This window comes from Methylocystis sp. (assembly GCF_050251305.1).
Taxonomy (GTDB): domain Bacteria; phylum Pseudomonadota; class Alphaproteobacteria; order Rhizobiales; family Beijerinckiaceae; genus Methylocystis.
The window spans coordinates 32372-47645 of sequence record NZ_JBFWNB010000002.1 but is presented as its reverse complement, the minus strand read 5'-3'; the positions used below and the strand labels follow the sequence as shown (position 1 = coordinate 47645).

16 protein-coding genes are annotated in these 15274 nt (G+C 64.7%); 13 read left to right on the top strand and 3 right to left on the bottom strand.

Features of this window, described 5'->3' with window-relative positions:
* Positions 1 to 110 precede the first annotated feature (110 nt).
* A complete protein-coding gene (locus AB7F41_RS01110; protein ID WP_428383660.1) occupies positions 111 to 1694 on the top strand; it encodes a peptide chain release factor 3 in 1584 nt (527 codons plus the stop codon).
* A 65-nt stretch (positions 1695 to 1759) separates the two neighbouring features.
* Positions 1760 to 2449, top strand: a complete 690-nt coding sequence (locus AB7F41_RS01105) for a DJ-1/PfpI family protein (RefSeq protein ID WP_428383662.1) — start codon at positions 1760 to 1762, stop codon at positions 2447 to 2449.
* Here the strand turns inward: AB7F41_RS01105 and AB7F41_RS01100 are convergent.
* From AB7F41_RS01100 to AB7F41_RS01090, 3 genes are read right to left on the bottom strand one after another with little or no spacing between them, the layout of a single operon-like run.
* Positions 2436 to 2579, bottom strand: coding sequence for a hypothetical protein (locus tag AB7F41_RS01100; protein ID WP_428383664.1), 144 nt, complete (start codon positions 2577 to 2579; stop codon positions 2436 to 2438). The genes AB7F41_RS01105 and AB7F41_RS01100 overlap by 14 nt on opposite strands.
* A gap of 60 nt (positions 2580 to 2639) precedes the next feature.
* Positions 2640 to 3287 carry a TetR/AcrR family transcriptional regulator gene (locus AB7F41_RS01095; RefSeq protein ID WP_428383666.1) on the bottom strand — a complete coding sequence of 216 codons (648 nt, stop codon included), beginning with the start codon at positions 3285 to 3287 and terminating at the stop codon, positions 2640 to 2642.
* 9 nt (positions 3288 to 3296) lie between these two features.
* A complete protein-coding gene (locus AB7F41_RS01090) occupies positions 3297 to 3935 on the bottom strand; it encodes a hypothetical protein (protein ID WP_428383668.1) in 639 nt (212 codons plus the stop codon).
* A 290-nt stretch (positions 3936 to 4225) separates the two neighbouring features.
* Here AB7F41_RS01090 and glyA point away from each other — a divergent pair, with 290 nt between their 5' ends.
* The 11 genes from glyA (at position 4226) to AB7F41_RS01035 (ending at position 15226) form a co-directional block, all read left to right on the top strand.
* Positions 4226 to 5500 carry a serine hydroxymethyltransferase gene (gene glyA, locus AB7F41_RS01085; protein ID WP_428385013.1) on the top strand — a complete coding sequence of 425 codons (1275 nt, stop codon included), beginning with the start codon at positions 4226 to 4228 and terminating at the stop codon, positions 5498 to 5500.
* 171 nt (positions 5501 to 5671) lie between these two features.
* Positions 5672 to 6172 (top strand): transcriptional regulator NrdR, encoded by a 501-nt coding sequence (gene nrdR / locus AB7F41_RS01080; protein ID WP_428385011.1) that lies wholly within the window; start codon positions 5672 to 5674, stop codon positions 6170 to 6172.
* Positions 6169 to 7299 carry a bifunctional diaminohydroxyphosphoribosylaminopyrimidine deaminase/5-amino-6-(5-phosphoribosylamino)uracil reductase RibD gene (gene ribD, locus AB7F41_RS01075; protein WP_428385009.1) on the top strand — a complete coding sequence of 377 codons (1131 nt, stop codon included), beginning with the start codon at positions 6169 to 6171 and terminating at the stop codon, positions 7297 to 7299. The genes nrdR and ribD overlap by 4 nt, the downstream gene beginning before the upstream one ends.
* Complete coding sequence (locus tag AB7F41_RS01070; protein WP_428385007.1) at positions 7299 to 7913, top strand: riboflavin synthase; 615 nt, start codon at positions 7299 to 7301, stop codon at positions 7911 to 7913. Before ribD ends, AB7F41_RS01070 begins: the two co-directional genes overlap by 1 nt.
* A 136-nt stretch (positions 7914 to 8049) precedes the next feature.
* Entirely contained in the window at positions 8050 to 8532 is a 483-nt protein-coding gene (ribH, locus tag AB7F41_RS01065; protein WP_428385005.1) for a 6,7-dimethyl-8-ribityllumazine synthase, read from the top strand.
* On the top strand, positions 8529 to 8981 hold the full coding sequence (gene nusB / locus AB7F41_RS01060) for a transcription antitermination factor NusB (protein ID WP_428385003.1): 453 nt from the start codon (positions 8529 to 8531) through the stop codon (positions 8979 to 8981). The genes ribH and nusB overlap by 4 nt, the downstream gene beginning before the upstream one ends.
* 42 nt (positions 8982 to 9023) lie before the next feature.
* Entirely contained in the window at positions 9024 to 9974 is a 951-nt protein-coding gene (thiL, locus tag AB7F41_RS01055) for a thiamine-phosphate kinase (RefSeq protein ID WP_428385001.1), read from the top strand.
* Positions 9975 to 10162: 188 nt separating this feature from the next.
* Positions 10163 to 12343, top strand: a complete 2181-nt coding sequence (locus AB7F41_RS01050) for a sodium-translocating pyrophosphatase (protein ID WP_428384999.1) — start codon at positions 10163 to 10165, stop codon at positions 12341 to 12343.
* 99 nt (positions 12344 to 12442) lie between these two features.
* Positions 12443 to 12670 (top strand): hypothetical protein, encoded by a 228-nt coding sequence (locus AB7F41_RS01045; RefSeq protein WP_428384997.1) that lies wholly within the window; start codon positions 12443 to 12445, stop codon positions 12668 to 12670.
* A complete protein-coding gene (locus AB7F41_RS01040) occupies positions 12667 to 13047 on the top strand; it encodes a type II toxin-antitoxin system death-on-curing family toxin (RefSeq protein ID WP_428384995.1) in 381 nt (126 codons plus the stop codon). Before AB7F41_RS01045 ends, AB7F41_RS01040 begins: the two co-directional genes overlap by 4 nt.
* 145 nt (positions 13048 to 13192) lie before the next feature.
* Positions 13193 to 15226 carry an NAD(+) synthase gene (locus AB7F41_RS01035; protein WP_428384993.1) on the top strand — a complete coding sequence of 678 codons (2034 nt, stop codon included), beginning with the start codon at positions 13193 to 13195 and terminating at the stop codon, positions 15224 to 15226.
* The last annotated feature ends 48 nt before the right edge of the window (positions 15227 to 15274 follow it).

Here is a 15274-nt window from a genome sequence, read left to right as displayed (position 1 = left end):
AGCTCGGCCGGGGCCGCCCGGATGAGACGGCCCAAAGAAAAGACGCGATTGCAGCCAGCCGCGCTTGCCGCTAAGTCCTTCCCTGATTTCCCTCGTTAAGCGACAAAGCCTTGAATAACGCGGCAAACGACCCCGTATCCCGCCGGCGCACCTTCGCGATCATCTCGCATCCCGACGCCGGCAAGACGACGCTCACCGAAAAGCTGCTGCTGTTCGGCGGCGCGATCCAGCTCGCCGGCGCCGTCAAGGCCAAGCGCAACGCCCAGCAGACGCGTTCCGACTGGATGAGCATCGAGCGCGAGCGCGGAATCTCGGTCGTCACCTCGGTCATGACCTTCGAATATGGCGGTTGCGTCTTCAATCTGCTCGATACGCCAGGCCACGAGGATTTCTCGGAGGACACCTATCGCACGCTTTCCGCCGTCGACGCCGCGGTGATGGTGATCGACGCCGCGAAAGGCATCGAGGCGCGCACGCGCAAGCTGTTCGAAGTCTGCCGCCTGCGCGACATTCCGATCGTCACCTTCATCAACAAGCTCGATCGCGAGGCGCGCGACCCGTTCGATCTGCTTGACGAAATCGAGAAGACTCTGGCGCTCGACGCGACGCCGATCACCTGGCCGATCGGCTCGGGAAAAAGCTTCGCCGGCACCTACCGCTTCGCCACGAAAACCGTGCGGCGGATCGATGAGGACGCCGACCTGCAGCAAACCAGCGGCTTCGACGATCCCTTGTTCGACACGCTGCTGCCGGGCGGCGCCGATGGTTGGCGCGAGGAGGCGATGCTCGCCGAAGCGGGCAGCAAGCCCTTCGACCTCGCCGCCTTTCGCGAGGGCCATCTGACGCCGGTCTTCTTCGGCAGCGCGCTGCGCAACTTCGGCGTTCGCGATCTCATCGACGCAATGGCCGAATATGCGCCGAGCCCGCGCGCGCAAGAGGCCGACAAGCGTCTGGTCGAAGCGAAGGAGCCGAAGATGACCGGCTTCGTCTTCAAGATCCAGGCGAATATGGATCCCAATCATCGCGACCGCATCGCCTTCATGCGCGTCTGCTCGGGCAGGCTCACGCGCGGCATGAAGGCGAAGCTCATTCGCACGGGCAAGAACATTCCGATCAATGCGCCGCAATTCTTCTTCGCGCGCGATCGCTCGATCGCCGACGAAGCATTCGCAGGCGATGTCGTGGGCCTGCCCAATCACGGGCAACTGCGCATCGGCGACACGCTGACCGAAGGCGAGGAGATCGTCTTTCGCGGCGTGCCGAGCTTCGCGCCCGAAATCCTGCGCCGTATTCTGATCGGCGACGCGATGAAGGCGAAAAAGCTCCGCGAAGCCTTGCAGCAGCTTGCGGAAGAGGGGGTCGTGCAGGTCTTTACGCCGCATGACGGCTCGGGTTCGATTGTCGGCGTCGTCGGCGCGCTCCAGCTCGACGTGCTGGCGACGCGGCTCGAAGCCGAATATGGGCTGCAGACGCGCTACGAGCAGCCGCGCTTCACCGTCTGCCGCTGGGTCACATCCGACGATCCGGCGAAGCTGAAAAGCTTCATCGACGCAAACGGCTCCAGCGTCGCCGACGATCTCGACGGCGCGCCGGTTTTCATGAGTTCGTCGGCGTTCCAGCTCAACTATGACGCCGAGCGCAATCCGGCGATCAAATTCTCTGACGTGAAGGACTATCAGAAGCGCGCGGCGTAGCCGATGCGCCGAATGCGCTCGGCGCCGCTCGCCTGCATTCAAATGTCGGGAGAGGAGGCTGCGCCGTGCTGCAGATCGGAATGCTCGTCTATCCGATGATGTTCGATCTCGATCTCATCGGGCCGCAGACCTTCTTCCAGCGCCTTGGGGACGCGAATGTCTTCCATGTCGGGAAGAGTCGCGCGCCTGTCGTGAGCGACCTCGGCGTTTCCTACACGCCGCAGCAGGATTTCGCGTCATGCCCGAGAGACCTCGACATTCTGTTCGTTCCTGGCGGACTCAAGGGCACGATCGCCGCGATGCGCGATGATGCGACGCTCGATTTTCTCGCCGATCGCGGGTCGCGCGCGGGCTATGTGACGAGCGTGTGCACCGGCTCGCTGTTGCTCGGCGCCGCGGGGCTGCTGAACGGCTATCAGGCGGCGGGCTATTGGATGGTGCGCGATCTGTTGCCGTTGTTCGGCGCCGAAGTCGTGCATCAGCGCGTGGTCATCGACCGAAATCGGGTGACCGGCGCGGGCGTCACCGCCGGCCTGGATTTCGGACTCGCGCTCGCCGCCGCGTTGCGCGGTCGCGAGCGCGCCGAAACGTTACAGCTCCTGGTCGAATATGATCCGCAGCCGCCCTTTCACGCGGGCGCGCCGGAAACGGCGCCCGCGCCCGTCGTCGAACATTTACGCGCGATGCGGGAGGCCGAACTTGTCGCGGCGCGCGAGGCCGTCGCCGCGGCGGTCCAAAGGCTCAAGCGCCCTTGATGAGTGCAAAAAAAGCGACGACCAGCGCGACGGTCGCGGCCAGAACAACAAAATTCTCGGTGAGTTCCAGGCCCTTTTGGACCGACGTCAGAACCGCCGAAAGATCGTTACTGTGCAGTAGAAGGGTCATGGCGCTCCCGAGACCGCTGATGAACAGCCACATAAGGTAGCGGGTGAAGTCTTAAAAAGTTCAGACTCCGGCGAGTCCCTGCAGACTCAAAGCCGTCAGCGTATCGACGAGCCGCTCGAGAGCGTCTTCGTCGAATTTGAGCGAGAAGGGCGGCTTCGCCAGCCGCTCCGCGTCGCGCACGAAGAACATGGGCTGCTGAGCCAGCCACAGCGTTGCGAACGTCACGGTCTCCGCCGACGCGTCAGCGGGCAGGAAACGCAGCGCGACATGTTCCGCCAGGCGGAAGATGCGCGGCGGCGATTGAGCGATGAACGCGCTGAACGTGTCGCTCGGCTGCACGCTCTCCCAGGCGAAAATGCGCAGATAACGGCTGACGCGGTCACGTTTTACGAGCGGCAGAAGAAATTGATGCAGATAGCGCCGGAGCGCGTCCTCCCGCGAAAGGGCGTCAAGTTCTTCCGAATCCAGAAAGGCGTTCTCTTCGAAGGCTCGCGTCGCGGCGTTCAGCACTTCGCGATAAAGCCCGTCCTTGCCGCCGAAGTGATAATTCACCGCGGCCTGGTTCGCCATCGCCCTTTGCGTGATGAGCCGCACCGAGCCCCCGCCAAATCCATATTCGGCGAAGACGGAGGTCGCGGCTTTGACAAGCGCCGCGCGCGTCGTCTCAGTCGAGCGGGAGGTGACGCGCGCCTGTTCCAGATTGTTCAATTTCTGTCCTCAAAAATGATACGCGCTGACGAGGCTTGAGACCGCCCCGCCAATCGACGTCGCGCCGTCCCACGCCTTTCGGCCGAGCGGCGCCAATTTGGAGGACAGCCCTGTCGGGTCGAGCTTGGCCAACAACCCCCGTTCCTGTGGCTCCGCAACCTCGCCCATGGGCTGGGGAGGGGCGGGCGGCTCGGCGTTGTCGGTCGGGGACGCTGGCGGCGTCGACTCGACAGGGTTTCTCTTATCTGGATTCGGCTTATGCAAGGCGACCGTTTTCGTCGGCTTGACGACGCTCGTCTCCGTCTTTTCCGTCTTTTCAGCGACGGCTTCGTTCGATCGATCGACGAAGCGCTGCGACCAATCGGCGATGCGCTCCGGCGGATAGACGGCGAACAGCGCCAGGCGCGGCGCAGCCGGTTGCGACTCGACGGCGGCGGGCTCCGCCTGCGCGAATTCGATCCGGTCAATGATTTTGCCGCTCACGGGATCGGTCGTGAAGACGATTTCCTTCAGCGCTTCGCCATTCTTCCATTCCGGCGGCAGGAGAGCGATGCACGACGTCGCGACGAAGCAGACCGCAGCATCGACGAGAAGCCTGCGGGATCTGGCGCTGACCGCGGCGAATTTTGCTTCCAGATGATCGCCCATGGCGAACCTCCGTTTCAAACGACTGATTGAAATTCAAACGGCCGTTTTAAGCGAAATTATGGCGCTGCGGCGAATGTCGCTGCGGCGGTTCCGTCCGCGGAGCCACATGCGTCATATTGGCGCTTGAGGCCGGGGGTTCGGGCCGCGACCGCGGCTGCTCTTTCCGTCGCGGCTTCGCCATGATAAGCGACCGGGTTCAAGATGCGCGTCCTAATGACCGGCTTCGCCGCTTCATCCGGTAGCCGGTTTTTGCTTTCGTTCAGCGCCGTTAGGCATAGAGGTCCATTCCAATGAGCCAATCTGGTTTCTTCACCGCCTCCCTCAGCGCTTCCGATCCGGAAATCGCGAAGGCGATCGAACTCGAGCTCGGCCGCCAGCGGCACGAGATCGAACTGATCGCGTCGGAGAATATTGTCTCCAAGGCGGTGCTTGAGGCTCAGGGCTCGGTTCTCACCAACAAATACGCCGAGGGCTATCCCGGAAAGCGCTATTACGGCGGCTGCCAGTTCGTCGACATCGCCGAGAATTTGGCGATCGACCGCGCCAAGAAGCTGTTCGATTGCGGTTTCGCCAATGTGCAGCCGAACTCCGGCTCGCAGGCCAACCAGTCGGTCTTTCTCGCGCTCATGCAGCCTGGCGACGCCTTCATGGGCCTCGACCTCGCCGCCGGCGGCCATCTGACGCATGGCTCGCCGGTCAATGTCTCCGGCCGCTGGTTCAAGCCGGTGAGCTATACGGTGCGCAAGCAGGATCAGCGGATCGACATGGAGCAGGTCGCCGAGCTCGCCAAGGAGCATAAGCCGAAGCTCATCATCGCCGGCGGCTCTGGCTATTCCCGCATCTGGGACTTCGAAGGCTTCCGCAAGATCGCCGACAGCGTCGGCGCCTATTTCATGGTGGACATGGCGCATTTCGCGGGTCTCGTCGCGGCCGGGCTGCATCCGTCGCCGTTCCCCCACGCGCATGTCGTCACCACGACCACGCATAAGACGCTGCGCGGCCCGCGCGGCGGCATGGTGCTGACCAACGACGAAGCGCTCGCCAAGAAAATCAATTCGGCAGTCTTCCCGGGCCTGCAGGGCGGCCCGCTAATGCATGTCATCGCCGGAAAAGCCGTGGCCTTCGGCGAGGCGCTGACCCCGCAGTTCAAAACCTATCAGCAGCAGGTCAAGGACAATGCGCAGACGCTGGCGCAGACGCTCGTCGACGCCGGGCTCGCGATCGTCTCGGGCGGCACCGACAATCATCTGATGCTCGTCGATCTGCGTCCCAAGAAGATCACCGGCAAGGCGGCCGAGGCCGCGCTTGGCCGCGCGCACATCACCTGCAACAAGAACGGCATTCCCTTCGATCCGGAAAAGCCCTTCGTCACCTCCGGCATTCGTCTCGGCTCGCCGGCGGCGACGTCGCGCGGCTTCGGCCAGAACGAGTTCAAGGAGGTCGGGCAGATGATCGTCGAAGTGCTCGACGGCCTGTCCTCGAAGGGCGAGGAAGGCAACGCCGCGACGGAAGCGGCGGTGAAGGACAAGGTTCATGCGCTGACCGCGAAGTTCCCGATCTATTGAGTCGAACGCCCTCCCCTTGGAGGGGAGGGTCGCATTGCGAAGCAATGCGGGGTGGGGTGAAATGGCGGCGACTCGAGCTCACGCCCCCTCCCGTCCGCCTTCGGCGAGCGACCTCCTCCCTCAAGGGGGAGGCGGGGGCGCGCAACATTCGCGTCCTAAAGGCAATCCAGCATGCGCTGTCCCTATTGCGGTTCCGCCGACACGCAGGTGAAGGACTCCCGTCCCGCGGAGGATTCGTCCTGCATCAGGCGGCGCCGCGTCTGTCCGACCTGCGGCGGACGCTTCACGACGTTCGAGCGCGTGCAGCTGCGCGAAATCATCGTCGTCAAGAAGTCGGGCCGGCGCGCGCCCTTCGATCGCGACAAGCTGACGCGCTCGGTCGAGATCGCCTTGCGCAAGCGCCCGGTCGAGCCGGAACGCGTCGAGCAGATGATTTCCGGAATCGTGCGTCAGCTCGAGAGCCTCGGCGAAGTCGAGGTGGAAAGCCAGCGCATCGGCGAATTGGTCATCGAAGGCCTGCGTTCGCTCGACCCCGTGGCCTATGTGCGTTTCGCCTCGGTCTATCGTGATTTCCGCGAGGTCCGCGATTTCTCCGCGGTCATCGACGAATTGGAGAGCGGCGGCGACGGCGCGGCTTTTGCACAGGACGCCGACGACCCAGAGAAGGCATGACGATCCACAAATCCTTTCCGCAGACGGCCACGGACGACGCCTTCATGGCGGCGGCCCTTGCGCTCGGGCGGCGCAATTTGGGCTGCACGGCGCCCAATCCCGCGGTCGGCGCGCTGCTCGTGCGCGACGGGGTCGTCATCGCTCGCGGCTGGACAGCGCCGGGCGGCCGCCCGCATGCGGAAGCGATCGTCATGGCGGCGGCGGGCGAGGCCGCGCGCGGCGCAACGCTTTACGTCACCTTGGAGCCCTGCGCGCATCATGGGGCGACGCCGCCTTGCGTGGACTCGATCATTGCCGGCGGCGTGGCGCGCGTTGTCACGGCTCTGGAGGACCCCGATCCCCGGGTGTCGGGCGACGGCCACGCCCGGCTGCGCGACGCGGGAATCGAGGTCCTTGTCGGTCCGGGCGCGGCGGCCGCCCGCGCCGACCATCTCGGGCACATTTTGCGGGTCACGAAACGCCGCCCGATGATTACGCTGAAGCTGGCGCAGACCGCGGACGGATACGCCGCTGGCGCAGCGCATGATCCGCGCCTTCACATCACCGGTCCCGTCGCTGACGCCTTTACCCATGTGCAGCGATCCTTGCACGACGCGATCATGATCGGCGGCGGCACGGCGCGCGACGATGATCCGCTGATGACCGTGCGCCTGCCGGGCATGCAGCGCTGCAAACCGCTCCGCGTCGTTCTGGACGAGAAGCTGTCGCTGTCGCCGCGCGCGCGCCTCGCGTCCACGGCGCGCGAAACGCCGCTGCTGGTGATCGCCGGCGCCGCCGTCACCGACGACGCCGTCAAAGCCTTCGAAGACGCGACCGGGGCGGAGGTTGTCCGCATCGCGATGCACGACGGGCTGCTCGACCTCGCCAGCGCGCTGAGGCTTCTCGCCGACCGCGGGATCACGCGCGTCTTCAGCGAGGGCGGCCCGCGCGTCGCCGAAAGCCTGCTTGCGGCGGAGCTTGCCGACGAGGTGATCCTGCACACCGGCGTCAAACCCTTTGGACGGGCCGGGCGCCCCGCGCTGACGCCTGGGGCGCGCGCCGCTCTCGAGGACGACTCGCGCTACCGTCTCATCGAAACGCGCGCGCTCGGCGCCGACACGATGACTCACTACGCGCGGGTCGACTGATGTTCACTGGCATCGTCACCGACGTGGGCGAAGTTGTCGCGCTGGCGCCGCGCGGCGAACTGCGGCGCCTACGCATCGCCTGTTCGTACGAGTCGGACGGCGTTGCGCTTGGTGCGTCCATCGCCTGCTCGGGCGTGTGTCTCACCGTCGTCGCCGTCGCCCGCGAGGGCGACCGAACGATTTTCGATGTGGACGCCGCCGCCGAGACTCTCGCCGTCACGACGGTGGCGATATGGGCGCAGGGAACGCGCATCAATCTCGAACGCGCGTTGAGGATCGGCGACGAACTCGGCGGCCATATCGTCACCGGCCATGTAGACGGCGTCGCGCGCGTGATGTCGCGCGACGACTTTGACGACATGTCCCGATTTTGGGTGGAGGCGCCACACGAGCTGTCGCGCTTTATCGCCAAAAAAGGTTCAGTGGCGCTCGACGGAGTTTCGCTCACGGTGAATGACGTCGATGGCGATCGCTTTTCCGTGCTGCTTATTCCCCACACTTTGGCGGTGACGACGCTTGGCGCGCGCCGGGCGGGGGATGCGCTCAACATTGAAGTCGACCTGATGGCCCGGTACGCCGCGCGGCTAAGCGACGCGCAATCGCACGGGAACTGAACCGCCGCCTCATGCCCGCGCTTCGTCGCGGGCGTCCAAATTCTCTGCGACGCTGTTGGTCGGACACGTCCGGCCATGACGCTGTTGTAGTCGCCGCGCAAAATTGCGTGTATCGGTCTCGCCGCAAGGAGTTCCCATGGCAGGTTTCGCGCCAGATGATGTTGACGCTGCGCCCGCGCCCGGCGCGCGCATTCTCGTCATCACAGCCAAGTTCAACGGAAATATCGTGTCGCTCCTGCGCGAGGGCGCGCTTGACGCATTGCGCGCGCTGCAGGCGCAGGCGACGGTGATCGAGGTTCCCGGCGCGCTGGAGCTCGCCGTTGCGGCCGCGATTGCGCTCGACGAGGCTGAGATCGCCGGCGCGCCCTATGACGGGGTTGTCGCGCTCGGCTGCGTCATCCGCGGCGAGACCTATCACTTCGAGCTTGTCGCCAACGAAAGCGCGCGGGCGCTGACCGATCTTTCCGTGTCCCGTCGCCTGCCGCTCGGCAATGGCGTGCTCACCGTGGAGAACGAGGCGCAGGCCATTATGCGCGCCGACCCGAAGCAGGGCGACAAGGGCGCCGACGCCGCGCGCGCGGCGATTGCGCTCGTGCGCCTCAAACGGGGCGTCGCATGAGCGTCGATCAACGTTCGGCTGCGCGGTTGGCGATCGTGCAAGCGCTGTATCAGATGGAAGTCGCCGGCAAGGGACTGAACGAGATTTTCGCTGAATTCGAGTCGCACTGGATCGGGCGAGAAATCGAGGGCGCGCAGTATAAGCCGGCTGACGCCGCCTTCTTTCGCGATGTGCTGCAGGGCGTGCTCACGGATCAGGTCGCCATCGACCGGCAGATCGATCGCGCGCTTTCGGGCGGTTGGCCGCTGTCGCGGCTGGAGTCGGTGATGCGCGCCGCCTTGCGCGCGGGCGCCTATGAGCTTCGTTCGCGCAAAGACGTTCCCGCGCGCGTCGCCATCAAGGAATATGTCGACGTCGCCGGCGCGTTTTTCGGGACGACAGAGTCGGGCATGGTGAACGCCGTGCTCGACAGGATCGCGCATGAGGAGCGCGCCGAGGAGCTGAGCTGACGGCGCTGGCGTCCAAGCGCCGGCCGAGCGTGGGGCGAGATCATGCCGCAGCGCTATAGCGAAGACGAGATCATCGCCCGCGTTTTCGCGCCCATCGCGGGCGCGGCCGCGCTGGGTCTCAAGGACGACGCCGCGCTGCTCGCTCCGGAAGGCGCGCAACTCGTCGTCACGACCGACATGCTCGTCGCGGGCGTCCATTTTTTTCCCGACGACGACCCGTCGCTGATCGCCAAGAAGGCGCTCCGCGTCAATCTCTCCGATCTTGCTGCCAAGGGCGCCGAGCCGATCGGAGTCCTGTTGGCCTTGGCGTTGCCCGCCGACTGGACGAATGTTTGGCTTGAGGCCTTCGCCGCCGGGTTCGGCGAGGACGGCCGCGCTTACAATGCGCCGCTCATCGGCGGCGACACCGCCGCGACTCCCGGTCCGCTGACCATCTCGATCACGGCGCTCGGGCGCACGCAGCGCTTCGTGCCGCGAACCGGCGCCAGGCCCGGAGACGCGATCTTCGTCTCGGGGCCGATCGGCGACGCGGCGCTCGGTCTGGCGCTGCGGCGCGACGCCGCGCTTGCGGCGCGTCTTTCTCCTGAGGCCCGCGACTATCTGATCGGGCGCTATCTGCTGCCGCAGCCGCGTCTCGATCTCGCGCGGTGGCTTTCCGCGAACGCCAGCGCGGCCATGGACATTTCCGACGGGCTCGCCGGCGACCTTGCGAAGCTTTGCGGCGCATCCGGCGTGAGCGCCGCCATCGAACTCGCGGCGGCGCCGCTTTCAGCGGCGGCGCGCGAGGCGATCGCCATCGATCCGGCGCTGTTTGAAACTGCGATAACCGGCGGAGACGACTACGAAATCCTCATCGCCGCCGGCGGCGAGGCGGCGCTCCCGGAGCCCGCCTGCCGCATCGGGCGGATTGAGGCGGGAAACGCGCCGCCGCGCTTTCTCGACGTTCACAAAAAACCCGTTTTTTTCAAAAAATTGTCCTTCCAACACTTCTGAAGAATAGCGCGGCGCGCAGCATTGCCGCGCGGCTACGTTTCTGGCAGAAAGCGCCCCGGAAAGCAGCTGTCCCCGCCCGATTCTACTCGGCGGGGCCGCTACTTCTTTTTCCGTTGCGCGACATTCGCTCGCGGCGACGCGACCAATTCGGCCATTTCCCGGTCGAAGAACGAAAAGGCGAAGCCAAAATGGTTCTGTTTCTAACCATCGTCTTCGGATTGATGTCTATCGTCTACGGGGTCAAGACGTCCCAGGAATTGCTTGCGGCCGATCCCGGATCGGCCCGAATGCAGGAGATTTCGGGCGCGGTCGCCGAAGGCGCGCAGGCCTATCTCAATCGACAGTACAAGACCATCGGCATTGTCGGCGGGGTGATCTTTCTGATCCTCGTCGTGCTGCTGGGCTGGGCGGTCGCCTTCGGATTCATGCTCGGGGCCGTGCTCTCCGGCGCCGCCGGCTATATCGGCATGAACGTCTCGGTGCGCGCCAATGTCCGCACGGCGCAAGCGGCGACCAAATCGCTCGCGGCCGGTCTCGACATCGCCTTCAAGGCCGGAGCGGTCACCGGACTCCTTGTCGCCGGCCTCGCGCTGCTCGGCGTCGCCGTCTATTACGCGATCCTCACCTGGTTCGCGGGCTATGCGCCCTCGGATCGCACGGTCGTCGACGCGCTGGTGGCGCTCGGCTTCGGCGGCTCGCTGATTTCGATTTTCGCGCGTCTCGGCGGCGGCATCTTCACCAAGGGCGCCGACGTCGGCGCCGATCTCGTCGGCAAGGTCGAAGCCGGCATTCCCGAGGATGATCCGCGCAATCCGGCCACGATCGCCGATAACGTCGGCGACAATGTCGGCGATTGCGCCGGCATGGCGGCCGACCTTTTCGAGACCTATGCGGTGACGGTCGTCGCCACCATGGTGCTCGCCTCGATCTTCTTCGCCGGTCAGGATGGGCTGACGTCGGCGATGATCTATCCGCTGGCGATCGGCGGCCTCTCGATCCTCACCTCGATCGCCGGAACCTATTTCGTGAAGATGGGCGACGACGATACGGAATGGGGGAAATTCGCCGCTCCCTATTTCAAGAAGCTCGGCATCGACGATTCGATCATGGGCGCGCTGTACAAGGGCCTCATTGCGACGGGCGTCCTGTCGATCGCGGGCCTGTTCCTGGCCACGACCTTCACTGTCGGCTGGGGCGAAATCGGCAAGGTCAACGGCGAGGCGATCCACGGCTATGGCCTGTTCCTGTCGGGCGTTCTGGGCCTGATCGTCACCGGCGCGATCGTCTACATCACCGAATATTACACCGGCACGGGCAAGCGCCCGGTGGTGTCGATCGCTCAGGCGTCGGTGACCGGCCATGGCACCAATGTGATCCAGGGCCTCGCCGTGTCGCTCGAGTCGACGGCGGCGCCGGCGCTCGTGATCGTTCTCGGCATCATCCTCACCTATGAGTTCGCGGGACTTTACGGCACCGCGATCGCGGTGACGACGATGCTCGGCCTCGCCGGCATGATCGTGGCGCTCGACGCCTTCGGTCCGGTCACCGACAATGCCGGCGGCATCGCCGAAATGTCCGGCCTGCCGAAGGAGGTGCGCCAGTCGACCGACGCGCTCGACGCCGTCGGCAACACCACGAAGGCCGTCACCAAGGGCTACGCCATCGGCTCGGCCGGCTTGGGCGCGCTGGTGCTCTTCGCCGCCTACACCAACGATCTGAAGCACTTCATCGAGGCGGGCGTGCCCTTCTTCAAGGGCATCGACAAGGTCGATTTCGATCTCTCGAACCCCTATGTGGTGGCGGGTCTCCTCTTCGGTGGCCTCATTCCCTACCTCTTCGGCGGCATCGCCATGACGGCGGTCGGCCGCGCCGCCGGCGCGGTGGTCGTCGAGGTGCGCCGGCAGTTCAAGGAAAAGCCCGGCATCATGGCGGGAACGGACCGGCCGGATTATGGCCGCGCCGTCGACATGCTGACGCAGGCCGCGATCAAGGAAATGATCGTGCCGTCGCTGCTGCCGGTGCTGGCGCCGATCGTCGCTTTCATCGTCGCCTGGATCCTGGGCGGCAAGGCGAACGCTTTCGCGGCGCTCGGCGCGCTGCTGCTGGGCGTCATCGTCAACGGGCTTTTCGTCGCGATTTCCATGACGTCGGGCGGCGGCGCCTGGGACAACGCCAAGAAGTCCTTCGAAGACGGCTTCGTCGACTCGGCCGGCGTGAAGCATGAGAAGGGCTCCGACGCCCATAAGGCGGCGGTGACCGGCGACACGGTCGGCGATCCCTACAAGGACACCGCCGGCCCTGCGGTGAATCCGGCGATCAAGATCACCAATATCGTCGCGCTGCTGATGCTGGCGATTTTGGCGCACTGAGGCGTTCCGTAAAGCGGTTTGGAGAGGGCGGGGGAGACCCCGCCCTTTCATTTTTTGGGCTATCTTGAAATTTCAAGATAAATCTAGATATGCTGCGATATGACTCACGTTCGCGAGAAATTCGCCACGCAGGTCGATAAAGACCTGCTCGCCGAGATCCGGAAGATCGCAAAGGATGAGGGGCGGCAGCTTCAATCCGTCATCGAGGACGCGCTGCGCGCGCATGTCGAGGAGCGCAGCAAGGCGAAACCGCGACGTCACGTCATGGACGCCTATCGTTCGAGCGTGTCGCGCTACGGCGCGCTTTACGAAAAACTCGCCAAGTGAGTGGGAGGCGCACCGACTATCTGACAGTCGCCGAAATGCTCGCCATTCACAATGATCTGATCGAACGATACGGCGGCGCGTCGGGGGTGCGCGATTTCGGTCAACTCGAAGCGGCGTTGTTTCGCCCGCAAACGGGCTATTACGCCGACGAGATCGCGCAAGCGGCTGCGTTATGGGAAAGTCTTTCACAGAACCATGCCTTCGTCGATGGCAACAAGCGTGTCGCCTTCGCGGCGATGTTCGCCTTTCTCACCATCAATGGAATTTCACTTATTGCTAATGCGGACGAAGCGTGGGCCTTCGTTTCTGCGCTCTATGAGAAGGATGCATTTCGCTTCGAGACGCTGGAGGCGTGGTTGCGCCGGAACTGTCGATGAAAGCATTCAGCGTAATTCTTAACCACCTGCGCCTCGAGACGAATGACGCGGGCCGTCGCGCGCCATGTGACTTTCCTGCCGGCGTCTCGCATTATGGCGGCGGACAGGCGCGCCAGTCGAACCTTCGGCCGCCCGGGCGAGATTCATGACCCATCCCTTCTATTGTCTGTACACGCATGGCTTTGTCCGGGTCGCCGTCGCGACGCCGAGCGTGCGCGTGGCGGATCCCGCATTCAACGTGGCGCGCACGATCGAACTGGCGCGTGAAGCCGATCATCACGGCGCCGCGCTCGTGCTGTTTCCCGAACTGGGACTCTCCTCTTACGCCATCGACGATCTCTTGCAGCAGGAGGCGCTGCTCGACGCCGTCAATGCGGCGCTCGTCGACCTCGTCGAGGCTTCTCGCGACATTCATTCGCTGATCGTCGTCGGCGCGCCGCTTCGTCATCGCGGCCGTCTGTACAATTGCGCCGTCGCCATCCTGCGTGGACGCGTGCTGGCCGTGACGCCGAAAGTGTATCTGCCGAACTACCGCGAGTTCTACGAACAGCGCCATTTCACGTCCGGCGCTTTTCTGTCGGGCGAAGACATCACGGTCGCCGGACAACTGGCGGCCTTTGGCTCCGACACGCTTCTCGAAGCGACGGATTTCGACGGCCTCGTGATCCATATGGAGATCTGCGAGGACGTGTGGGCGCCGATCCCGCCATCGGCGCGCGCGGCGCTCGCGGGGGCGACCGTGCTGCTCAACCTCTCGGCGTCGAACGCAACCGTCGGCAAATCGGACTATCGCGAGACTCTCTGCGCCGCGCATTCGGCGCGCTGCCTTTCGGCCTATCTCTATTCGGCGGCGGGGCAGGGCGAGTCGACGACGGATCTCGCTTGGGACGGCGAAGCGCTGATCTGTGAAAGAGGCGATGTTCTCGCCAAGGCGCCGCGCTTTTCCGACGAGCCGCAACTGACGCTCGCGGACATCGACATCGGCCGTCTGCTTGCCGAACGCCTGCGGCAGGGAACATTCGGCGCATGCGCCGACGTCGAACAGGGCGCGACGCAATACCGTCGCATCGATTTCGAACTCGCCGCGGCGTGCGATCGCGATCTCGGGTTTCTGCGCGATATTGGCCGGTTCCCATTCGTTCCGGCCGACGAGAGCCGCCTCGCCGAGCTTTGTTACGAAGCCTTCAACATCCAGTCGCATGGTCTCGAACAACGCCTGCGCGCCACGAAGATCAACAAGGTCGTGATCGGCGTCTCGGGCGGATTGGATTCGACTCAGGCGCTGTTGGTCGCCGTCACGGCGATGGATGCGCTCGGCCTGCCGCGCGAAAATGTGCTCGGCTTCACCTTGCCGGCCTTCGCCACGAGCGAACGCACCAAGGCGAACGCCTGGCGTCTGATGCGCGCGCTCGGCGTGACTGCCCGAGAGATCGATATCACGGCCGCTTGCAAGCAGATGCTCGTCGACATCGACCATCCGGCCGCGCGTGGGGAAGCCGTTTACGACGCAACCTATGAGAATGTGCAGGCGGGCGCGCGCACGTCGCTGCTGTTTCGTCTCGCCAACCGCCATGATGCGCTTGTCATCGGCACCGGCGATCTTTCCGAACTCGCGCTTGGCTGGTGCACCTATGGCGTCGGCGATCAGATGTCGCATTACAACGTCAACGCGTCCGTCCCCAAGACGCTCATCCAGCACCTTATCCGCTGGTGCGCCCGCGATGCGCGCTTCGGCCCCGACACAGTGACGGTCCTTGAAGACATTCTTGCGACCGAAATCTCGCCGGAGCTTGTGCCCGGCGAGACGGCGCAGCGGACCGAGGCGACCGTCGGACCCTACGCGCTGCAGGATTTCAATCTTTATTACGCGACGCGCTACGGCTTTGCGCCGGCGAAGATCGCGTTCCTCGCCTGGCGCGCATGGCGACATGCGACGGCTGGATCATGGCCTGCAGGCGCCAGGGAAGAGGACAAGGTCGCCTACGACCTGCCGACAATCAAACACTGGCTCGGCGTTTTCGTGAAGCGTTTCTTCGAAGGGAGTCAGTTCAAACGGTCGGCTCTGCCCAATGGTCCGAAAGTCAGTTCGGGAGGATCCCTGTCGCCGCGCGGCGATTGGCGCGCCCCGTCGGATTCGGTGGCCAGCGCCTGGCTGGCCTCGCTCGACGACATTCCGTAAACGACAGCGAGCCGGCCGCTGTGGACAGCGGTCGGCTCATGAACACAG